The sequence below is a fragment of the Micavibrio sp. TMED2 genome (assembly GCA_002168225.1).
In the GTDB taxonomy this organism is placed as follows: domain Bacteria; phylum Pseudomonadota; class Alphaproteobacteria; order TMED2; family TMED2; genus TMED2.
On the sequence record NHBH01000005.1, the window covers coordinates 75,272 to 98,802 of the forward strand.

The window sequence follows — 23,531 nt, forward strand, 5'->3', positions numbered from 1 at the left end:
CTCTGATCCTGTTACCCTTTTACGCAAACACCACGTCGTCGAGGGTGGTGACGCCGATGATCAGCAGGGTGCTGCCGTCTTCCGCGGTGAGTTGCAGGCCAGTTTCGGTGAGGGTTGCGGTGCTGTCGGCGGTGAAGATGTCACCAGCGATAACATCGCCCTCGGTGGCATCGTAATCGGCGATCACGTCACTGCCGCTCGGGCCGCTGATCATCGCGTGGAAGCTGAAGCTGTCAGCACCATCGCCGCCATAGAGCGTGTCATTACCGGTATTGCCGACGAGGTCGTCATTGCCGGTATTGCCATAGAGCACATCATCGCCCTGACCACCGAACAGCGTATCCTCGTCCCGACCGCCATAGAGGCTGTCATTGCCCTCATTACCGAACAGCACGTCATTCTCGGTATTGCCATAGAGCACATCGGCATCACGGTTGCCGAAGGCTACATCGCCACCGGCCTCGCCATAGACAACGTCCTCACCCTGACCGCCAAAGCCCCAATCCCCGGCATCGCCGCCGGTGACAAGGTCATCGCCCTGGTTACCATAGAGAACGTCATAGCCCCCGGTGCTGCTGACGGTATCATTGCCCGCACCACCGAACAGCGTGTCCTCGCCCACGCCGAGCGTGATAAACTGCGAAGCATCGTCGCCTGTAACGTAGTTGTCTCCGGCCCCGCCGGTCACCGTGGCATTGCCCATGATCGAGGCAAACTCGATATTGTCGAGGTGCACGGTGGAGCCTGATGGCAGGCTGCGCAGATCAATGACAAACGCTTCCGCCTGGGTTGATCCATCGCTGCTGGGCGTACCGGTAATGACAATCGGATCTAACAGTGACGTTTGGGTGGTGGTCGGCACGATGGTTCGCACATCCAGCGTGGTCGTCGTCACCAGAGTGTTCAGGAAGTTTTGCGCGCCGGTAATCAGCCCCGGCTCGCCACCGGTATCACGGGTATCGATCGCGTTAACCAGCGTTGTCAGCGCATCCTGCCCGGACTGTGCCGTGGTTGGCCCGGTCGAGGTCAGCGATACCTGACCCGGCAGGGTTGCCGTCACCAGATTGCCGTTGTTGTTGGTGTTCTGCACGATAGCAGCGGAACCGCTCGTGCTGCCAACATTGGTAATCCGCGTGGTTTGGATTTCGGCACCGGTTGACGGATCGGTTGTCGGCGGCTCATTGACCACAAGGAATGGCGGATTGGAGCCACCACTGCTCGGTGTTGCGACATTGACCGTGAAGCCTGCCGCCTCGGAAACAGCGTTGTCCTGATCCTCAATGGTCAGATCAAATGTATGCGCGCCGTTCGTGTCGCTGGCATAGGTCAGCGCATTGATGAATGCCGCAACATTGGCAAATGTCGCATCCCCGTCGCCGAACAGATCAATGACAAGGTCATTGCTGCCCTGACCATCCTCGGTTGCCGAAACGGTACCGATATCGGTGCCGCTGACACTGATCGTTTCAGAAGCGGCAATCACTGCATCGCCACCGGCTGTTACCTCGGTCCCGCCAAGAGCGAAATTGCCTTCGAGCAGGCTGGTACGGCTGATGGTCAGCGTACCCTGATTGAGGTCAGCATTATCACCATCGGTAATCGCCACAGCAGTCCCCGTATCGATGGCGATTGCCGTACCCGGTGTCGTGCTGGCGCTGTCACCATTCAGATTGCTGATCGTTGGGCGGTCATAGACGGTTAGCGAAATGGTATCGCTGTCGCTGTTCGTGCCATCGGATGTCGCAACGGTAATCGTCTGGCTGCCAAAGCTGTCGACCGCCGGGGTGTACATAAGATTGCCGAGCGTCGCATTGACATCGGCAATGGTACCGGCGATCTGGATCGAATTGGTGCTACCACCGGTGATCGTCGCCGCACCGCTGGCGGTAAAGGTACCGACACCGGCCCCAACCGACACGGTTGTCGTGACAGACGCGCTGTCACTGTCGGCAACAGAAATCCCGGTCAGCGCGAAGGCCGTACCATCGAAAAGGCTTGATCCGCCCGGTACCGTGTTGACCGGATTGGCCTGCACATTGAGCGTAACCGTCGAAGCAGCCGATGTAGCTGGCGATGCATCACTGTCCGTGATCGTCAGATCAAATGTGTGGTCACCCGCCTCGGTGCTGGTGAATTGCAGCGCACGGATCAGGGACTGAACATTGGCAGGCGTTGCATCATCGGTATTAAAATCGATAACCAGATCATTGGCACCCTGCCCATCGGTGGCAACCGTGCCGATATCGGTACCGCCAACAGCAATCGTCTCACCACTGCCGATGGTTGCATCGCCACCGGAGGTTACACCGGCGATAAAGCTGAAATCACCGCTCAACAGCGAGGTCTTGTCGATGGTCAGGGAGCCGCCATTGAACTGCGCGGAATCCGCATCACTGACCGTCGCATCACCATCCACGTCAAAGGCAATCGCCACATTATTGCCGCCGGAAATGCTGTCGCCATCGAGATTGCCGACAACCGGCGGGTTCGGCGTGACCGAGATGGTGAAGTTTGCCGTGTCATCCTGAACACCACCATTGGCCGTGCCATCCGCATCATTGAGCGTCATGGTAAAGGTGCGATCGCCCAGCACACTTGGTGCGCTGTATTGCAGATTCTGGATCAGGGTTTCGACACGGGCATTGGTTGCATTGGCGCTGTTGAAATTGATGGTCAGATCGTTGCCACCCTGACCGTCATCGACGCCATCCACAGTACCGATGGTTGTGCCATCAACCTGAATGGTTTCACCGGCCGATATCGTGCCATCACCACCGGATCTTGCAGTCGTGCCATCAACAAACCAGTTGCCATTGGTAGTACCGGTATTCTGGGCAAGGGTCAGAAACCCGCCATTGTAATCGGCAGAGTCGATATTCGTAACGGTCGCATCGCCAAAGCCGCTGATGGCCACCGCACCGGAACCGGCAATAACATCGGAAGTATCACCATTCACATTGCCGATCACCGGCGCATCATTGACCCCGGTCAGGGATACTGTCGTTGTCAGGTTCGGTGCCGCGACATTGACGCCACCATTGGCCGTACCGCCATTATCGGTGATACCGGTGATGGTCACCACACGGTTGCCAGCCGTGGTCGGGTTATCCGACTCATTCCGGTAGTTCATTGCATCGACCAGCGTCTGCATCTGATCATTGGTCAGAAGCCCGTCACTGAAGGAAACCGTTGCCGTGCTGCCGGCAACCGTCACGGTAACCCCCAGACCATTGTTGTCGGTCGTCACTGAATTGCCATTGGTCAGTGCGATGTCGGAACCATCAAAGGCAAGGATTTCATCCGCCCCGTCACTGACATTGGTGACGGTCAGGCTCATACCGGTAAAGCGGTCGGCAGCCTCCACCGCGCTGGCGGTTACCCCACTGTACAGATCCGCACCGGCATTGCCCTCGATATAGGTCGGGTCCTGCCCGGTTGCGCTCAGGGTCGGCGCATCATTGACATTGGTGATGCTAACCGTTGCCTGATTACTGCCGCTGCTGTCGCTAATCCCGTCATTGAAGATATAATCAAGGGTAACCGATGCATCGGGATCGTTAGCGGTATTGGCGTAGGTAATCCGTTGCAGTACCTCATCAACCAGCGTCGAGGTTGCGGTAGTAGAAGCACCGGTGAAGTTGATGGTCAGCGTACCACCGCTATTGGTGAAGGAAGCAAAAGCCTGCCCGCCATCTTCCAGATCACTGCCATTGACCATGAAACCCGCACCGTCGGTGTCAAAACCGAAGCTGTCACTGGCATCGGCGCCGCCATTGCGTGCAACGGTCAGGGATGCACCGGCGTAGTCCCCATTGCCACCATTAAGCGCATCCAACTCGGTATCGGAGATGGTGACATCGCTGTCGATCACCACCGCCGAGCCACCCTCGGTAAAGGATGGCGCGCCATCAAGACCGGCAAAAACCGGCGCACTGTTACTGATAAATGTAATCAGGGTGTCGGATGCATTATCGCTGACGCTGTCGATCACCAGCCCGGCCAGTGATCCGCCAAGTGTGATTGCAACCTCGGGTGAGGCAAAAGTGCTGGCATTGGTATCGATTTCCAATGTCGCGCCATTAAGGCGAACATTTGAAATCGACAGACCATTAAGGCCTTCGAGCAGGATAGTATCCCCGCCCACAAGATCGCTGATCGTGTCGCCGTTAAGATCACTGACACTGCCGACAAACCGGTCAGCACCGGTGCCACCGGTCAGGGAGTCCGTCCCGGCACCAGCGGCGATCGTGTCGTCACCGGTCCCACCATCAATCGTGTCATCCCCGGCCGAACCGTTCAGCGTTTGTGCACCGGCGGAACCGGTAATGACAAAGGCATCAGTTCCGGCATCTGCAGCAACCAGCGTTTTGCCGGATGCGATACTGCCCGCCAGCGTGATGGTCTCTGAACCACCGGAGGCCGTGGACAGGGTCTCGATTGCCGCAAGATTGCTGCCGGTGAGCGTACCGGTCGCCGTAAGGGTGATGGTCTCGGAACCAGCCGCGGTAATCGTACCGGAGAGGGCATTGAGCTGATCAACCGTCATGGTAACAGAGGCACCACTGGCCAGCGTCAGGTTGCTGACATTGTTGATCGTACCGCCGCTGATATTTGCACCATTGATAAGCGAGAGAGTATCGCCCGTGGTGCCTTCACCGGTAATCGTGCCGGTATAGGTCAGCGAGCCGAGGTCGAAGGTAACCGCATCACTACCAGAAGTTGCCGTGACACTGGTTCCCGCATCGGCAACCCTCACGGATCGGGTATTGGTTGAATCATCATCGACGTTGAAGGTCTCGACATTTGCCAGCGTCGTGAAATTACCATCGCCGACAACGGTAACGCTCTCACTGCCAGCCGCCGTAATCGTACCGGTGAATGCCCCCACCTGACTGACGTTCATCGTAAAGCTGCCACCACTGGCCAGCGTCAGGTTCTCGATATTGTTGAGGGTAGCCGAAGCGATGCTGGCACCGTTGCCCAGCGATACCGTGTCGTTGGTCGTCCCCTCACCGGTCAGTGTACCGGTATAGGTCAACGAGCCGAGATTGAAGGTAACCGCATCGGTAACAGACGTTGCCGTAACGTCAGTGTTGGCAGAGGCAACGGTGACTGTTCTGGCATTTGTAGCGTCATCATTGACGATAAAGGTTTCAACATTCGCAAGGGTCGTGAAATCGCCATCGCCATTGACCGTAACCGTTTCTGAACCGGCAGCCGTGATGGTGCCGCTGAATTGCGCAAGCTGGAATGCGCCTACAGTCACGGAGGCACCGCTGGCCAGTGTCAGGTTCTCGAAACTGCTGACACTCGCGCCGGAAATATTGGCACCGCTGGACATTTCCAGCGTATCGGTACCACCGGCAGCATTCAGCGTACCGGTCGCCGTCAGCGAGCCGATATTGACCGTATCATTACCGGAACTGCCGGTAACATTCTGAGCCGCAGCACCGAGTGTAAAGCTGTTGGCAGCCCCCAGAACATAGGTCTCGATTGCCGCTGAACCGCTCAGACCGTCGGTTGCGGCTGAAATGGTAATCTGGTTGGTACCAGTGCCATTGATGGTTGAAAACGCATCATGCTGCGCTTCGGTCATGGTAACCGAAGCACCACTGGAAACGGTCAGCGTCTCGATACCGGAAACAAGGGCATCGGCAATACTTCCACCATTGCCAATAATCAGCGTATCGGTACCGCCAGCACCATTCAGCGTACCGGACGCGGTCAAACCGCCTACCGAGATCGTATCATTGCCGGAACTGCCGGTAACATTCTGAGCCGCAGCACCGAGTGTAAAGCTGTTGGCTGCACCCAGAACATAGGTCTCGATATCAGCATCACCGGTAAGACCGTCGGTCGCGGCTGAAATGGTGATCTGTTCGGTCCCGGCACCACTGATGGTCGAGAAGGCATCATGCTGCGCTTCGGTCATGGTAACGGAGGCACCGCTGGCCAGTGTCAGGCTCTCGAAGCCCGAGACGCTGACGCCGCTGATATTGGCGGTGTCGGGCAGCTCCAGCGTATCGGTACCGCCGCCGCCATCGATGGTCGATCCGGCGATATGGGCAGCATCGGCAATGGTCAGGGTCTCATCGCCCGTGCCAAAGGTAATACCCGGCGTCAGATTGGTGCCATCGGTGGTATCGAAGGCAGCGGCAAATGAAGTCGCAGCGGTAACGTCGGTGATATTGACCGTGGTCTGGTTGGTGCCGGTTGAATTGGTGGTGCCATCATTGAAGGTCCAGTCGAGCGTTACCGATGCCGGCGGGCTGCTGTTGCTGTTGCTATAGGCAATGGACCGCAATATCTGATCGGCGAGGGCTGACGTGACCGTGCTGTTGAAGGTCAGGACCAGCGTACCGCCGCTGTTGGTTGTGACCGTACCGACAGTGCTCGAGTTATATTGAAACGTATTGCCCTGAATCAGCGCACCAAGCTGACCAAAACCGCCGAACTCATCATCGGCATTGGCACCGCCATTACGCGCGATGGTAATCGAGGCACCATTGTAATCACCATTACCGGCATTGAGTGCATCCAGCTCGACATCGGCAATCAGAACATTGTGATCCAGGCGGGTGACGCCACTCGCCTCAACATGGGTCTCGCCACCATCAAGGTTGGAGAAGACGGGGGCGGTATTGGTCGGCGCAGGTGTGAACTCGATATCGTCAATACCCGGTAACCACTCACCGGAGAAGGAGTAGGTAATGGTAAAACTGTTGACCGAATCCCAACCGGCAAACGATGACACATCCAAGGATGTCAAAAATGTGTTTTCACCAACATTGGTACCGGTATCAATGAAGGACTGAGCATCGGCATTGCTGTCTGGCGTGATAACAATATTGCTGCTGTTATTCTGATCTTGCCCAACAAAAATCGAGAGGCTGCTGATGTCGACCGGGGCATCAAAGGACACTGTCATAACGGCATCGGCAACACCCAACGCACTGTCCATCGTGATAATGCCATCATCAACGCCAAAATACTGAACATCGCCAAGCGACTGGGTGACGGTAGCCGTGATCCCGGAAACGATTTGGGAAATGGACGCTGCAGAAGTGGTATTGTTAGAAATATTGCCGCTGACGAAATCAAAAGTGGCCATTGTTTTTTACTGTCCTTGATTTATGGCGCCATGCGCCATGATCGGGTTATCTCGTTCAAGCCTGATGGTGACGTATATGCCAGTTGAGGCAATGGCTGCGTCGCCCGGTATCAATCGAAACCATAAAACTGTCGCCCGGCTTGACGGCAACCGGTGCAGCAATGGTGAAGACGGCAGAGGACCATGATGGCCGGTACTCACCGGGCCGGTTCTCGATGATCAGTGCATGGCCATCCTTGTCCGCGCCGACCGTGGCACGGAACCACAGGACAAACGAGCGCAAGATGCCCGCTGTCGTGATATCGATACGGGCATGCAGCGGATCGGCAGCAACCACTTCGGTATGACCAACCGCAATACGCTCATAAGCCATCGGCTCGGCCAACAGCTCGACACCGCCCTGCGCCGGTCGGAAGGACATATTGGCCTCACCCGGCAACTGGGCCAATGGCTCCAGAGCCAAATCACTGAGGCTTGGCGATGCAAGCCCGTTGGTCAGATCGCTGTATGATGACGGTGCGATCAGGCATTCGACCTCCCGCGGCAGTACCTGCCCGCCCGGACGGAGGTTCCGGCGGCAGAAACCACCGAGTATCTGCTGGATATGCTCATCGGAACCGGCGGTGCCGATCAGTTCCGAGACGACAATATCCGCCTGTTCCGGCAGGCTGATATTCTGGGCCTCACCGATGATCACCTGCACCCGGTCCGCCATCCCGTTTGCGGCAAACATCTGTTGCGCCAACTCTGCCGCCCCGGCCTGTTTCTCAATGGCATAAACGCGCTTCGCCCCGGCCTTGGCAGCAAACAGCGCCAGCACCCCGAGCCCGGTACCGACATCGGCAACGATGCTGTCCGGCGTCACACAGGCATCAAGCGCCTGCCGGAAGGCAGTCATACGCTGCTCATCCTGTAACATGCGGGCAAAGGCATCGGCATGTTTACGCGGCGTCCAGGCACTCATACTGGGATTGGGATACATAAGCGGTGCTTTGTTACTACCTGTCTCTCAATCATGCCCTAAGGTCGAGGCGGATAAATACCGTCGACACAGATGATATAGTCCAAACCAAGTGCCGGATTATCAATGTTAAGCGCCAGTCCGCCCCCTGTACTATCAATACCAATGTCAACATGGGCAGATGGCACATTCGCTGTACCGCTGACATCAATAATCTGTCCCGGCACAGTGACATCACCCGTTACGGCAATTTCCTCCAACTGCACCCGATTGGGCGTACCGGATGTATCCGTATAGCCAAAATAGGGCGTAGTCGTGAAGGTATTCTGGCGGGTCACGGCAATCAGGTCCCCATCATCCGGGTAATCCTTGGTGCCAAGACGCTGATTGACAGTTGGCCGGGCAGTCAGATTGGCGGGTGCTACTGTATCCTGAACAAGGCCGGAGGCATAGAAATAAGCAGATACTGCGCTGGATTGGCCCACAGCTTTATGGCTATGGGCGGGCATATTATCTATACCAATCGGAACTGATTGATTGCCCTTGATCATGCCACGAGGAAGCCCTTCCAAGGGCGGAGGCGGTGGCCCCATCTGCATGCTGCCGCACGGCACTCTGGCGCGAAGATCCGGAAGATTGAACGTTACCCGACCATCACCACCGAAAGCAGTACCAATAAGAGAGTAAAGCGCCGTGTACTCTGCCGTGCTCACAGGCTGACCATTGCAATACAAAAAATCCCTTGGCGCAAAATTGGCCGCCCAGATTTTTATTTCGGATAGTAGCGATTCACTCAAAGCCAGCCTCCCCCACACAGAGCCTTTTTGTTTGCCGAGGAGCATAGCCGCAAAACCCTGAAGCCACAAGGACGGGCTGGCAATCTGCCAGCCCGCCAACGGCCTTTAAATACAAGAGCTTGCTAATAAAATCACTTATCCGGCAGCGGGATGAATTCCTGATTATCATCGGGCGGGAGGGAGAAGCGGCCATGGGTCCAGTCGCCTTCCTTCCAAGCCTGTTTTGCGGCCTCGATCCGGTCCTTGCTTGAGGCGACGAAGTTCCACCAGATATAGCGCGGACCGGTCAGCGTTTCGCCACCGAGCAGCATGATCCGGCTCGCCTGTATCGCCTTGACCGTAATCTCGTCACCGGGGCGGAACACCATCATCTGTCCGGCCTCAAATGACTGCCCGGCCACCTCGATCTCGCCACTGACCACATAGATGCCGCGATCCTCATGCTCCTTCGGCAGCGGGAAGCGTGCGCCCGGCTCCAGCACCGCATCGATATAGAACATCTCGGAGAAGGTCTTGACCGGCGCCTGCTCACCATAGGCATTGCCGAGGATCAGCCGCATGTGGTTGCCGCCATCGGAGATCACCGGCAGCGCAGCCTTCTCCTGATGCTCAAAACCCGGATCGGTATCCTCATGGGCATCGGGCAGGGCAACCCAGGTCTGGATGCCGAACAGGCTGTTGCCGGCCATTTCGCGCGCCGCCGAACCCGACCGTTCCGAATGACTGATCCCGCGCCCGGCGATCATCCAGTTGACCGCCCCCGGCGTAATCTCCATCGAGGTACCGAGGCTGTCCCGGTGGTGCATCGAGCCCTGATAGAGATAGCTGACCGTCGCCAGCCCGATATGGGGATGCGGACGCACATCGATCCCGGCTCCGGTAATGAACTCGGCCGGGCCCATCTGGTCGAAAAAGATGAACGGGCCGACCATCTGGCGGCGTGCCGATGGCAGGGCGCGACGCACCTCGAACCCGCCAATATCACGGGCACGCGGCACAATCACCGTCTCGATGGCATCAACATCGCCCACATCCGGGCATTGGGGATCGAGATAGGGAGTCCAGCTCATCGGTCATCGCCTTTGTTGTTATATCGCCAGCGAACCAATCGCCGGATCAGACAAAAACGATAGCACTCAGATCAGTGACGCCCAAGACCGTGACCGTAGTCAGACCATTTACGAATATGAGATTATCGCCATCGACGGCGAAGGGCATCGGCAGGGACGTATCAATATCGATCACATCGCCCTCGGCGGCATTGTAATCGGCAATCACATTCGCCTGGGTCAGCGTCGCGACAGGGAAAGAGAAAAAGTCTGCGCCCTTGCCCCCGATCAGCGTGTCGCGCCCGTCGCCACCGACCAGCGTGTCATCGCCCTGCCCGCCATAGAGCACATCATCACCGAGATTGCCGAACAGCGCGTCATTGTCGAGATTGCCATAGAGAACATCGCCATCCTGCCCGCCGAAGGACGTGTCGGACCCGAGCCCGCCATAGAGGATATCGATGCCGGTATTGCCATAGCTCTCGTCATTACCCTGCCCGCCATAGAGCACATCATTACCGTTATCGCCACCGATCACGTCATCGCCGAGATTGCCATAGACCGCATCATCGCCATCGCCGCCCCGGACATCATCATTATCCTTGCCGCCATAGAGGTTATCGGTACCGCCACCACCGGTGAGCACATCATCACCGAGATTGCCGTAAACCACCTCGTCCCGGTCACTGCCGGTTACACTGTCCGCCCCGTCCCCGGCAAACAGCTCGCTTTCATCATAAAGGCTGAGATCGATTTCATCGGCACCGACAGTTGGTACCGGGGTCGGCGAGGTCGGCGGCGGTGTTGGTGGCGGCGTGTAGCTGTCGTAAATCAGCGTTACCTCATCTCCGCTACCCGTCCCATCTCCATAGCGGACAGAGAAGACATAGCCACCCTGTGCATATGTTTCGCCATCCTGCAGATTGGCAAACTCACCTGTTGCACCATCAATAATCAGAAACTCATCCCCGAACTCGGCGTTCAAGTAAAAGTCTGTGTCGATGTTGAGTGCAATGTCGCCAGATAGCTGCAAATAAGCATATACCGTATCTATCTGGTCAAAATCCGATGTCGACACCAGATCGAAAGTTGCGGTGCTACCGGCCCGAAACTCGGAGCCGTAGGTTCCTGCCCCGGTATACTGCCCCAAAGTCATGGAGACAGCGTTGCCAGGTCCACCCGGATCAAGGGTAGCCCCATCATTCAGGAAAACAGCGCGGTATCTCATCTCGCCGAACACATACAGTGCGGCGCCATCATTTACCTCAATCGCACTGACGTTCTGCTGATTATTGGGGCCATGAACTTCAAAAATCCCGTCATCGACAATAATGCCATCCGCGACATACACCGTCGCCGGATACATGGCCAGAACCCCATTACCCGCCTTGATGATTTGCACAAGCTGCTCTTCATAGTTTGGATAGGGCGCCAAATCATCGATGCCGCCATAGACATCATACTGGACACCGTCAGCGACAGTGATCGTCAGATCCACAGCATCCCGATCCAGAAAGATAAAACCGGCATTGAAGTAATTGCTGTAACCGGCCTGATAATAATCACCGACAACAGCAAAATTGGTGTTCGGCTGGTCGATATCTTCTGTAACAACCAGATTTAATGTAGCACTACCCTCGACATATATAGCACCGCCGATGCCCCAGCCATTTTCCTGATCCGGTCCGCCGAAAGCGCGGTTACCGTCAAAAACAACATTGGTCAGAGTTGTATTGCCAGCCTCGATCAGGACACCACCACCATAGGCATGTGTCGTGCCGTCGCCGGTTACGGTGCCGTTATTGATGTTGATGTTCTCAATCCCGATATCACCATCAACAAGGTGCAGCACACGGGAATTGCCACCGGCATCAAGCGTCAGGCGACTGTCTAGCCCGCCCGCATCTATCGTGACACTATCCAGTATCTCCAGCTGACCATGCGCCAGCGTAATCGTGCCGCCGCTGAGGTCGCTGGCGAACTCGATGGTATCGGCGTCGGAATCGGCATTGGCGAGGGCGATGGCTTCGCGCAGTGACAGACCGGCACCGAGCGCCGGACCGGCACCGGTTTCGGCATCATTCTCGTCAGCCAGTGTCGTTACTGTAAATACCGCCATTATCCCTGCCCTTTATTCTATAATTTGTCCGGTAGTTTACATGGCTTTGGGCAATCAACAACCCCCTGATATCAGGGGGTTTATGAAACGACACAATGGGGTAGGCGATAACGCAAAAAAAGCTGGCGACGCAATACTGCAAACCCCCAGAAGAACATGCCGCCCATTCCATGGCCATCCTTGCCCACATGTCAGGTATTGCTTAATCTTGCGCCGGTGGCCGGATATCATTAGAACGCTGCGCACCGTACCGGCCCGCTTTGGATAACAGGAAACCGGTCGGGCAGATGGAACCGGCTGAATAATTGGAAACAGTCAGATGAATGGTGGTCAGCAAACCGAACGGCCCCCGCTTGAACCCGGCAGAGAGGGCAAACAGCCCCTGCTGCGCGCGATCCGTGGCAAGATCGACCGGCGGCGCAAATCCCTGCGCCGGGCCATGCTCGACGGCCTTGCGGCACGCGAGATTTCCTATGCCTACGCCGCGCAGAGCAAGCCGGGCGAGTTCCTGATCCGCACCCTTGAGAACATGACCGGTCGGCCCCGGGTGATCCGCATGGCCGAGGGCTATGACCGCGAGGTCGAACAGGGCCGCAACTTCTGGGAAGTAATGCAGGAGCGCTATGATATCCGGCTGGAGATACCACCGGAGGAACTGGCGCGCATTCCGGCAACCGGCCCGGTGGTGGCGGTCGCCAACCACCCGTTCGGTATTCTCGACGGCCTGCTGCTCGGTCGCCTGCTATCCATGGCCCGCCCCGATTTCAAGATCCTCGCGCATAAGGTGTTTCACAAGGCCAGGGATCTGCAGGACGTGATCCTGCCGGTCAGCTTCGACACCACCCGTGAGGCCCTGCAGACCAATCTGAGCACCCGCCGCACCGCGCTCGACTTCCTCGCCAGCGGCGGCTGTATCGGCATCTTTCCCGGCGGCACGGTCTCGACCAGCCTGACCCCGTTCAGCCAGCCCCTCGACCCGCCATGGAAAACCTTTACTGCCAAGATGATCCAGCGCGCCGACCCGCAGGTGGTGCCGGTCTATTTCGAGGGCCAGAACAGCCGCCTGTTCCAGATCGCCAGCCACATGCACCCCAATCTGCGCATGGGCCTGCTGATCAAGGAGTTCGAGAAATGGGTCGGCCAGAGCGTCACCATCCGGATCGGCAACCCGATCCCGAAGGAGCAGATCGACGCCCATCGCCATGACGCCAAGCTGCTCATGGATTTCCTGCGTGACGAGACCTACCGCCTGTCCCCGACCCCGCTGAAAGACACCGGCTACGGCTACAATTTCGACGACTGACAGCCTGGACGCGCGTTACGACCCGAAGAAGTCATGGATGGCCGGGCTGACATCGGGCCAGGCCAGATCGACGCCCTTGGCCAAGGCGGCTTCAATGGTTTTGAAGCCGTCGATGCGGCCCTTGTGCTTGCTGTTGAAGTCGATATGGACCCACGGTGCGTGGTCGGTACCGGTGCGCGCCATCATATCGGCATAGGCAGCCTCGTACTCCGCCCAACGCTCGCGGTTGCGCAGATCATCTTCGGTCAGTTTCCAGCGCTTGGCCGGTTCGTTATAGCGGTCACGGAACCGGTCGAGCTGTTCTTCCGGCGTGACGTCGAGGAACAGCTTGACGATACGGTAGCCCTCCGCCGCCAGTGAAGCCTCCCAGTCATTGATCTCCGCATAGGCCCGCTCCCATTCATGGGGTTTGGCGAAGCCTTCGACCCGTTCGACCAGCACGCGGCCATACCATGAGCGGTCGAATATCGCGATTTCGCCCGCCCCCGGCACCTTGACCCAGAACCGGCGCAGCCAGTGCGCGCCCAGCTCTTCCTTGCCCGGCGCACCAATGCGCCAGACCTTGAGCGGGCGCGGGTCGAGACCGGCGGCAATCCGCCGGATCAGCCCGCCCTTGCCCGCGGCATCCCAGCCCTCGAGCACCACCATCGCCTTGCGCCCGTCGCGGGCATAGGCGTGCTGGACCTTCAGCAACCGTTTTTGCCAATGCTCGATTTCGTCCTGCTGCTTTTTCTTGCCCATGGATGCCCTATACTTGATCGCCAGTACCTGATGACCTCACGATAGCAGGCCGCAACGCTTTGTCCGCCGGTTTCCGAACAGCCATGAAAAAACAGTTCCTGATTGTCGCCACCGATCCCTCGCCCAATACCCGCAGATTGCGGGAGCGCGCACTGGCCGCCGTCGAGGGGCTGGGGCTGGAGGATACCGCTGTGCGCCTGCAGACGCCCGAGGCAACGACCGCCAGACATGTGCTCGACGCCCATGGCCTGCTGATCGGCACGACCGAGAATATCGGCTATATGGCCGGGCTGACCAAGGACCTGTTCGACCGCTGTTTCTATGAGTGGGAGGGCAAGACCGACGCTTTGCCGGTCGGCTTCTATATCCGCGCCGGGCTGGACGGCACTGCCACCAGAAAGGCACTGGAGAGCATCACGGGCGGCCTCAACTGGCGACTGGTCCAGCCACCGCTGATCCTGCACGGCTCATGGGATGACCGCTTCCCGGATCAGGTCGGCGACCTCGCCATGACCCTAGCCGCCGGGATCGATGCGGGGATGTATTAGGGCGAGGTCGTGCCTATACCTATTTCTTCTTCACGAACTGGGTCAGGATGACGATGCGCTGGCCTTCGACCCGGCCTTCGATGTGCTCGGCGTTGTCCAGAACCAGCGAGATACCACGCACCGCCGTGCCGCGCTTGGCGGTGAAGCCACCACCCTTGACCGGCAGATCCTTGATCAGCACCACGGTATCGCCAGAGGCCAGCACCGCGCCGTTGCTGTCCCGGTGCACCACATCCGGCACCTGTGCCTGACCTGCCTTTGCCCAGTCGAGGCGTTCCTCATCGAGATACAGCATATCGAGCAGATCACGGGCCCAGCTCTCGCCCTTCAACCGGTCGAGCATCCGCCAGGCCAGCACCTGTACCGGCGCGTGCTCCGACCACATGGAGGTGCTGAGGCATTGCCAGTGACCGGTATCGGCTTCCCCGCCAGCGACCTGCCCGGCACAGACCGGACACAGCAGTGCCGCCATCTCCGCCGTGCCATCCGCATCCGGCCCAACCTCAACCACGGCCAGCCCTTCACTGGCCCCGCACAGCTCACAAACACCGCCGGCACGGGCAGTCAAAGTATCGGCCAAAGACATGGATGTTCACTCCCGGAGAAATCAGATGCCTGCGTTTAGCAGGCAGGAACACCAAACAAAAGCCGATTGAGGCAAAATGTCGGGTCATCAATCTGCAAGAGGAGACTTCCTGAGTGCTTCCTGAAACAAATCAGGGCTCGGCGCTTAATGCGCCAAGCCCTTGATTTTGTTGGTTGCGGGGGCAGGATTTGAACCTGCGACCTTCAGGTTATGAGATTTAAGTAAACTATAACTCACAATAATTCACATACCTATTTATTGTTATTTTTCATATATTTATAAAAACCACCTTACTGTGGCTTATTGTCGTTTATTGCCTTTTTTTATGGTTTAGTGGTCCAAATTTGGTCCAAAAATGTTTGTGGCGACCTTCATATGTGATAGAGTGCGATCATATTCAAAGCATGTGAGGATGAAAATTTGGCAGTTATTGATAAACGTGTTGGCAAAAAAGGCGTAAGTTACCGCGCCCGCGTTCGGGTGCATGGCTATCCTGTCCAAGCCAAAACATTCAAACGCCTGACCGATGCCCAAACATGGGCCAAACGTATCGAAACGCAAATTGCCGATGGCGAGTTCCGCAATGTTTCAACGCAGGCCAAAAAACAAACCCTGGCCGACGTTATCAATAAATATCGTGAAGATGTGCTGCCCCATAAGGCCCCGTCAAGCCAACGGGTGGAAAATACCTATCTGAACCACTGGGAACGGGAACTGGGCAGTTATGCCCTCTCCTTCCTCACTCATGAGATTATCAGCAAGAAGGTTGCCGAGCTTAAAAATGCTGGCGACCAGCGCGAGCTGCTTGAAGAAGGGCAAAAGCCAAACAAGCCCAAGTCACCCAAAACCGTGAAGCACTATCGTGACAATCTGGAAATCCTGCTGAACCATGCCCAAAAGTGGGGTTGGTTGGGTGCTGCGAACCCCATGCAGGGTGTTGGCCGCATTACCAAGGCCAATAAAGAGCGTGTGCGCTTTCTGGATGATGATGAACGCCAGGCCTTACTTGCCGCCTGCAAGGCCAGCCCGAACCCTCAGCTATACGCTGTGGTGGTCTTTGCCTTATCCACCGGCGCACGAAAGAATGAGATTTTAAAGCTGAAGCTCAAAGACCTGGACCTTGACCGCCAGGTGGCCATTCTGCGCGAAACCAAAAACCGCGAAACCCGCAAGGTGCCGATTGTCGGTTATTTGAAAGATGTGCTGCTGGATCACCTAGACTGGCGCAAGGACTATGTAGCGAACATGGAAAATGGCTCAGACTTCATTTTCCCGCGTACCGACGGGAAACAACCTATTGATATTCGTAAGGCTTGGGAAAACGCCCGCGATAAAGCTGGCATTGTGGATTTCCGTTTCCATGATCTGCGCCACAGTGCCGCCAGCTACCTCGCCATGAACGGTGCTAGCCAGCTTGAGATTGCCGAAGTGCTTGGCCACAAAACCCTCCAGATGGTCAAACGCTACTCTCACCTGTCTGAGGATCATACCCGTGATGTGGTCGAAAAGATGAACAGCAAGATTTTTAAGCCGAAAAGCTAGTCCATCCATCCTGAATTGCCGCTCAATAAACCCTAATCAGACGGTTATGAAATACTAATTGGACGTTGCTATAATCCTAATTAGACGATTGCAACAGCCCTACGTATCAGATTGAAAAACACAAGGGGACTTAACCAGTTCTGCATATAGCCCGATTGCCATCTCCAAAAACGGCTATATTACGCGTGTCCGCCCCCTCGGTTTTACGCATTTTGCGGCAAATACGCACCATATTCACCGCATAATTTGCGATGATTGTTGCGTTTGCGGTAAATGAATAATATAATCACCGCAGGAGGTGCGTCAAATATGCCCTTTATTCATGAGAACACAGATTGGCCAAATTTAATCTGGGACAGTGATAAACTGTCCACAGAATTGGCTGCTTTACGCTATCGAGAAGGGCAACTGGTTGGCCGGATGCAAGGTTTGGGCTTCGTTCTAAGGCAGGAAGCAAGCCTCAAGACCCTGACCGACGATGTTGTTAAATCATCAGCGATTGAGGGTGAAGACCTAAACCCTGACGAAGTCCGTTCGTCTATTGCCCGCCACCTTGGCCTTGATGTGGGTGGCCTCGTCTCATCAAGCCGAAATGTGGAAGGCATCGTGGAAATGATGCTTGATGCCACTCAGAACTTTTCAGAACCATTGACCAGCAACCGACTTTTCGGTTGGCACGCAGCTCTTTTCCCTACTGGCCGCAGCGGCATGCAGAAAATTACCGTAGGTGGCTGGCGACCATCGAGTGCCGGTGCCATGCAGGTGGTTTCAGGCCCTTATGGGCGGGAAAAGGTCCATTTTGAAGCCCCCGATGCCAATAGGCTGCCAACTGAAATGGCAAAGTTTCTGGAATGGTTCAACACACCTTCTTCGACCGACCCCGTTCTCCGGGCTGGAATCGCCCATTTCTGGTTTGTCACGATCCACCCGTTTGAAGATGGGAATGGCCGTATTGCGCGCGCAATCGCAGATATGTCACTTGCGCGTGCTGACAAAAGCAAGGGTCGCTTTTACAGCATGTCCGCCCAGATCGAGACGGAACGAAAAGATTACTATGATCAGCTTGAAGCGCAGCAGCGAGGTGGGCTCGATATAACGCCCTGGCTGAACTGGTTTTTGAACTGCTTGGGCCGGGCCTTTGACAGAGCCGAAGAAACGCTTGAAGCGGTCCTCTATAAGGCCAAGCTGTGGGACAAGGCCAACCACAATCCCGTGAACGAACGGCAGCGGCTGGTCATCAACCGGATGCTGGAAGATGGCTGGCAAGGCCATCTGTACACATCAAAATATGCCAGGCTCGCCAAGTGCTCGACCGACACTGCCTTACGCGACATTCGAGAGCTGCTTGAAACTGGCATTCTGCTTCAAAATCCCGGTGGTGGCCGAAGCACCAGCTACAGACTGATCGAACCAGACCAACTCCAGCCCTGATTACCACAATACCCTTCAAATGGTGAAACGCTACTCGCACCTGTCTGAGGATCACACCCGCGATATGGTTGAAAAGATGAATAGCAAGATTTTTAAGCCGAAATGACAAAAAACAGGGCGTACTAAACATTCTTGGGGTCAGAATGAGAACTACATGTGTTATTTTCAAATTCGAGTGTCGAATGTTCTATCTCAAATTTATCTTGAAGCAGTTTTTTAAGGCATCTTTTCAGCGCATCCATGTCAGTATCTTTTTCCAACACTACGTGAGCTTCTAAAGCATTACGATGTTCATCAAGCTGCCATACATGCACATGATGAACATTTAATACACCCTCAACAGCTTCCATGACTGAAGTCACATTCTGCATATTCAGGCCTTTTGGTGCTCCCTCCATAAGGAGGTGAATAACTTTGGGAGTTTCGGTGAAGCCTTGGTAAAGAACATACCCTGATATCAGTAAAGTCATAGCTGCATCTGTCCAAACCCAGCCATAAAGTAGAATAAGCGCCCCAGCGATGATAACACCAACGGATGCGAGAGCATCTGTTACGTTGTGCAGAAAAGCCGCCTTGATATTCATACTGGTTTTGGACTGGCTATAAGTGAGCAGTGCGGTAAAAACATCAACGGCTAATGCAATTCCGGCGACGATAACGACCATCCATCCCGCCACCGGCTCCGGCGTGATAAAGCGCATGATCGCTTCATAGCATAGATACAAGCCTATGATGATAAGCGTAGTTAAATTGATGAGCGCTGCCACGGTTTCCGCACGCTTATAGCCGAATGTTTTGAACTGATCGGGTGGTTTACGGCCTATGCGTATCGCAACCAGCGCAATAAGAAGCGAGGCGGCATCACTGAAATTATGCAGTGCATCAGCAATTAGTGACAAACTGCCTGATACAGCCCCACCGATAATTTGAGCAAATGTTAAAAGGATATTGGCAAGCACCGCCCACCAAAGGCGGCGCTCGCCTATTTGAGAGGGGTCGCTATGGTGATGATTATGCCCCATACCGCGCCTCTTTTTTCTTTCTACGGTTTTTCAGAAAATTCTTCCCTGGGAAGAACTTATACAGAGCTGGCAAAACCAACAATGTCAGGATGGTTGAGGATATAATCCCACCGATGACAACAGTCGCCAGTGGCCTTTGCACTTCTGAGCCTGCGCCGACATTAAAGGCCATCGGGACGAACCCAAGAGAGGCCACAAGTGCTGTCATCAGAACAGGTCTCAGACGCGTCAAAGCGCCTTCAATAATCGCTTCATCAAGTGCTCTACCTTTGGCCTGCAAATCACGGATGAAGGAAATCATCACCACGCCATTCAAGACTGCCACACCAGACAGGGCAATAAAACCAACCCCTGCAGAAATTGACAGCGGAATATCGCGAAGCATCAAAGCCGCTATACCACCTGTTAAAGCCAATGGCACGCCAGAGAAAATCACCAGTGCGGCACGCGCAGAGTTAAACGCCATAAATAGCAGGCCGAAAATCAGGGCTAGTGCAATAGGAACAACAATCATCAGTCTTGTTTTAGCCGAGATAAGCTGCTCAAACGTCCCCCCATATTCAACCCAATAACCAGAAGGAAGGCTTACTTGAGTTTTTACTGCCTCCTGAAGTTCAGCTACAAAGCTACCAAGGTCTCGCTCTCTAACATTTGCTGTTACAGTAATACGACGTTTGGCGTTTTCTCGGCTGATCTGTGCAGGGCCAAAAGCAATGTTTAGGTCGGCAACTTCTTTAAGTGGAACATAATCTGGCCTGCTATCAGCTCCCTCCATTTCGGCAAGGGGTAACGGCACAGGCAGCCTTTCCAATGTTTCAATGTCACTGCGTAAATGTTCCGGCAAGCGCACAACAATGTCAAAGCGTCTATCGCCCTCATAAAGAACACCAGCTTCACGACCACCCATGGCAACTTCCACCACTTCTTGGACATCGGCCACATTTAATCCATAACGCTCTAGACGTTTACGGTCAGGAACGACGCTGAGCGTTGGAAGACCTGTAACTTGTTCAACCTTGACGTCTGCTGCTCCAGAAACTGAACGCAAAACTTTTTCAATATCTTGCGCGGAAGCTAAAAGCTGATCCATATCATCGCCATAAATCTTTACGGCTAGATCACTCCTTACACCCGATATCAATTCATTAAAGCGGAGTTCGATGGGTTGAGAGAATTCATAGGCACTGCCCGGCACTTTCTCAAGCGCAATTTCCATTTCCTCAATCAAATCGGCTTTTAACTTATCAGGGTTTGGCCATTCATCACGAGGCTTAAGCAAAACATAAATATCAGCGATATTTGGTGGCATCGCATCTGTGGCAACTTCTGCTGTCCCGATACGCGCAATAATTGTTCGCACTTCAGGAAATTTCATGACCTCCTCTTCAAGTTTAAACTGCATCTCTACAGATTGAGTCAATGATGTACCAGGCGCGCGAAGAGCCTGTATGGCAATGTCTCCCTCATCAAGCGAGGGAACAAACTCTGCCCCCATCCTTGTGGCCCCAAACAAGCTGACAACGACTAAAGCAACAGCAAAACTAATAACAGGTAAAGGCCGACGAAGCGTAAATCTTAGCAAGGGCTCATACCCTTTTTTAGCACCTCCGATAATGCGACCTTCCTTTTCATCAACTTTGCCAGTGATAAATGTAGCAACCGCTGCAGGCACAAAAGTGAGTGATAATACCAAAGCGGAAAGCAATGCCATCACAACCGTTAAAGCCATCGGGTGGAACATCTTACCTTCAACACCCGTCAGGGCAAAGATCGGCAAATAAACAACCGTAATAATAATCACGCCAAAAATACTGGGCTTGATAACTTCTGCTGTGGCTTTTGCCGCTAGATCAAAGCGTTCTTCCTTGCTGAGCAAGCGCCCTAACTGGTGCTGTGCCATGCCGAAACGACGAATACAGTTCTCCATTATGATAACCGCGCCATCAACAATCAGACCAAAATCCAGCGCGCCAAGGCTCATCAAATTACCAGATACCTTGTTTTCGACCATGCCTGTAATTGTCATCAGCATAGAGATCGGAATAACCGCCGCTGTAATCAAAGCAGCTCTTAGATTACCCAAAAGCAGGAAAAGAATAACAATAACGAGCAAAGCGCCTTCAACAAGGTTCTTCTCGACTGTTTTAATTGTACGCTCTACCAATGTTGTTCTGTCATAAACTGCATTCGTGACAACGCCTTCAGGCAAACTAGAAGCAATCTCTTCCAGTTTTTTCCCAACACGCTGTGCCACATCCTGCGAGTTTTCTCCCATCAACATCATGGCCGTACCAAGCACAACTTCNCGTCCGTTCTCAGTTGCAGCACCTGTTCGTAAAGGTGAACCTAGTTTAACATCGGCAACATCGCCAATACGGATNGTGACCTCATCNCGCTTTGCAAGAATGATCTTATTTATATCTTCAATGCTCTCAACCTGACCTGGAATACGAACTAGATATTGCTCTCCGTTGCGTTCGATATAACCCGCGCCGACGTTATCGTTGTTCTTCTCAAGNGCTTGTAAAACATCATGAATTGTCAAGTCATAGCTAAGCAACCGTTCGGGATAAGGTGTCACATGGAATTGTTGTTCATACCCACCAATCGTATTGACCTCAACCACGCCTTTTAAGTTACGAAGCTGCGGTACAATGATCCATTCCTGTATGGTTAATAAATCCATCGGAGTGTAAGCTGATCCGTCTTCCTTTTTTGCACCTTCTCCAGCTTCAACTGTATAGAAGAAAATTTCCCCAAGACCTGTTGAGACAGGCCCCATGATTGGCTCTATTCCTTCTGGCACCTCACTTTTTATTTGCTGAAGTTTTTCACTGATAAGTTGACGTGCAAAATAAATATCTGTGCCATCTTCAAAAATGACCGTTACTTGCGATAGGCCATAACGAGACAATGAGCGAGTATGGTCAAGTTTAGGGATACCCGCCAAGACCGTTTCAATCGGGAATGTGATACGCTGCTCGACTTCTAACGGCGAATATCCTGCTGCCTCAGTATTAATTTGCACTTGCACATTCGTAATATCAGGAACAGCATCAATCGGAAGACGATTAAAATTGTAAATGCCAAGAGCGCATAAGCACAGCACAACAATCATCACCAACCAACGATGGCGTATAGATAGGGAAACAATATTTTCTAACATGGNAATTTTCTCTTNATTATTATTCATTNTTAATGAGAATGNGCTGCNGTNGCTTTCAAAATNTCTGACTTGACGATAAAACTTCCGTCAGAAACATAAGCCTCACCAACTTTAAGCCCCTGAATAATTTCAACGTAACCATCATTTTTGCGACCTATCTTCACCGGCCGGGGGATATATGAGTTCCCTTCCTTGACGAAAACCACGTCACCCAGATCTTCCATTTTTTGCAAGGCGCTCGCTTTCACGGCTATTTGCGCTTCAGTTTCAGCAACACGCACATCACCTTCTATGGTCATGCCAGGCTTCCATATTCGTTCTGGATTAGGCAGNACAATAATTGCAATTTGCGTTTGGGTTAATTCATCGGCCGTAGGAAACAACATATCGATTTTGCCCATAGCGGTTTTATCCCCTTCGAGCGTATGAATAGAAACACGTTGCCCGCTCTCGACATAATCGGCATCACGGGGGAATACATGAAATTTGGCCCATACGTTAGAAAGGTCTGCAATCACAAAAAGCACATCACCATTAGCAACATCNCCGNTATTGGTATTGCGCTCNAGAACAACGCCGNTGATTGGTGCTTTAANATTGTAATCCTGAAGACTTTCATTCGATTCAACAACCGCCAGAACTTGCCCTTTTTCAACGCGCTCTCCCAAATTAACATTAANGNTNCGNACGATCCCTTCAAAACGAGCACGAACGTCTGCTCTCGTATTTTNATTCAGAGTAATACGACCTGTTAGCGGTATTGTCTGGCTTACCATAGCTGGAGCAGCTGTATTAATAACAATGCCCATGCGCTGAACAGATTCAGGCGCTATTTCAGCTTTACCTTCCTCATGTTCTCCATGTTCATCTTCACCTTCTTCATGACCTTCCTCAGGTTTTGTCGAGCCATGNCCATGACCATCGTGATCATCTTGTTCTTGATGGGCATCATGACCATGGTCCTCATGATTATCAGTTTCCTCACCATGTTCGTTATGCTCATCCCCATCAGCATGCGCATGGTCTTCGGCTTCATCGTGCTTTTCAACAGTTTCCGGATAAGCATCCGCTNCGTGTGCAGATACAGTTATGATGGGCGTNATCAACCAACCAAANATTGCGGCTAGTAATAAATAATATTTCATTCTTGGGTCT

Annotated in this window: 14 protein-coding genes; 4 read left to right on the forward strand and 10 right to left on the reverse strand. The window is 54.1% G+C overall.

Annotated features, from left to right (window positions below; all coding sequences use genetic code 11):
* Positions 1-19: 19 nt before the first annotated feature.
* The 5 genes from CBB62_10685 to CBB62_10705 form a co-directional block, all read right to left on the reverse strand.
* On the reverse strand, positions 20-7,111 hold the full coding sequence (locus tag CBB62_10685; protein ID OUT40243.1) for a hypothetical protein: 7,092 nt from the start codon (positions 7,109-7,111) through the stop codon (positions 20-22).
* 55 nt (positions 7,112-7,166) lie between these two features.
* Entirely contained in the window at positions 7,167-8,093 is a 927-nt protein-coding gene (locus tag CBB62_10690; protein ID OUT40244.1) for a hypothetical protein, read from the reverse strand.
* 38 nt (positions 8,094-8,131) lie between these two features.
* A complete protein-coding gene (locus tag CBB62_10695) occupies positions 8,132-8,914 on the reverse strand; it encodes a hypothetical protein (GenBank protein ID OUT40245.1) in 783 nt (260 codons plus the stop codon).
* A gap of 86 nt (positions 8,915-9,000) precedes the next feature.
* Complete coding sequence (locus CBB62_10700; GenBank protein OUT40246.1) at positions 9,001-9,939, reverse strand: hypothetical protein; 939 nt, start codon at positions 9,937-9,939, stop codon at positions 9,001-9,003.
* Positions 9,940-9,985: 46 nt separating this feature from the next.
* Positions 9,986-12,037, reverse strand: a complete 2,052-nt coding sequence (locus CBB62_10705; protein ID OUT40247.1) for a hypothetical protein — start codon at positions 12,035-12,037, stop codon at positions 9,986-9,988.
* 439 nt (positions 12,038-12,476) lie between these two features.
* Here CBB62_10705 and CBB62_10710 point away from each other — a divergent pair, with 439 nt between their 5' ends.
* Positions 12,477-13,340, forward strand: coding sequence for an acyltransferase (locus tag CBB62_10710; GenBank protein ID OUT40283.1), 864 nt, complete (start codon positions 12,477-12,479; stop codon positions 13,338-13,340).
* 15 nt (positions 13,341-13,355) lie between these two features.
* On the opposite strand, the gene CBB62_10715 is transcribed toward CBB62_10710, so the two are convergent.
* A complete protein-coding gene (locus CBB62_10715) occupies positions 13,356-14,081 on the reverse strand; it encodes an AMP phosphotransferase (protein ID OUT40248.1) in 726 nt (241 codons plus the stop codon).
* 83 nt (positions 14,082-14,164) lie between these two features.
* Between CBB62_10715 and CBB62_10720 the strand changes: the two genes are divergently transcribed.
* The gene (locus CBB62_10720; GenBank protein ID OUT40249.1) at positions 14,165-14,629 is read left to right on the forward strand and encodes a hypothetical protein; all 465 of its coding nucleotides are present in this window, start codon (positions 14,165-14,167) and stop codon (positions 14,627-14,629) included.
* Between the two features lie 19 nt (positions 14,630-14,648).
* On the opposite strand, the gene CBB62_10725 is transcribed toward CBB62_10720, so the two are convergent.
* Positions 14,649-15,215, reverse strand: coding sequence for a hypothetical protein (locus CBB62_10725; GenBank protein ID OUT40250.1), 567 nt, complete (start codon positions 15,213-15,215; stop codon positions 14,649-14,651).
* A gap of 420 nt (positions 15,216-15,635) precedes the next feature.
* Between CBB62_10725 and CBB62_10730 the strand changes: the two genes are divergently transcribed.
* Both CBB62_10730 and CBB62_10735 read left to right on the forward strand, forming a co-directional pair.
* Positions 15,636-16,757 carry an integrase gene (locus CBB62_10730; GenBank protein OUT40251.1) on the forward strand — a complete coding sequence of 374 codons (1,122 nt, stop codon included), beginning with the start codon at positions 15,636-15,638 and terminating at the stop codon, positions 16,755-16,757.
* Between the two features lie 309 nt (positions 16,758-17,066).
* Positions 17,067-18,188, forward strand: a complete 1,122-nt coding sequence (locus CBB62_10735) for a cell filamentation protein Fic (protein ID OUT40252.1) — start codon at positions 17,067-17,069, stop codon at positions 18,186-18,188.
* A 122-nt stretch (positions 18,189-18,310) separates the two neighbouring features.
* Here the strand turns inward: CBB62_10735 and CBB62_10740 are convergent, their stop codons facing one another.
* From CBB62_10740 to CBB62_10750, 3 genes are all read right to left on the reverse strand, one after another.
* Positions 18,311-19,210, reverse strand: a complete 900-nt coding sequence (locus CBB62_10740) for a cation transporter (protein ID OUT40253.1) — start codon at positions 19,208-19,210, stop codon at positions 18,311-18,313.
* Entirely contained in the window at positions 19,200-22,376 is a 3,177-nt protein-coding gene (locus tag CBB62_10745; protein OUT40254.1) for a CusA/CzcA family heavy metal efflux RND transporter, read from the reverse strand. The genes CBB62_10740 and CBB62_10745 overlap by 11 nt, the downstream gene beginning before the upstream one ends.
* Positions 22,377-22,405: 29 nt before the next feature.
* On the reverse strand, positions 22,406-23,521 hold the full coding sequence (locus CBB62_10750; protein ID OUT40255.1) for a hypothetical protein: 1,116 nt from the start codon (positions 23,519-23,521) through the stop codon (positions 22,406-22,408).
* Positions 23,522-23,531: the final 10 nt, after the last annotated feature.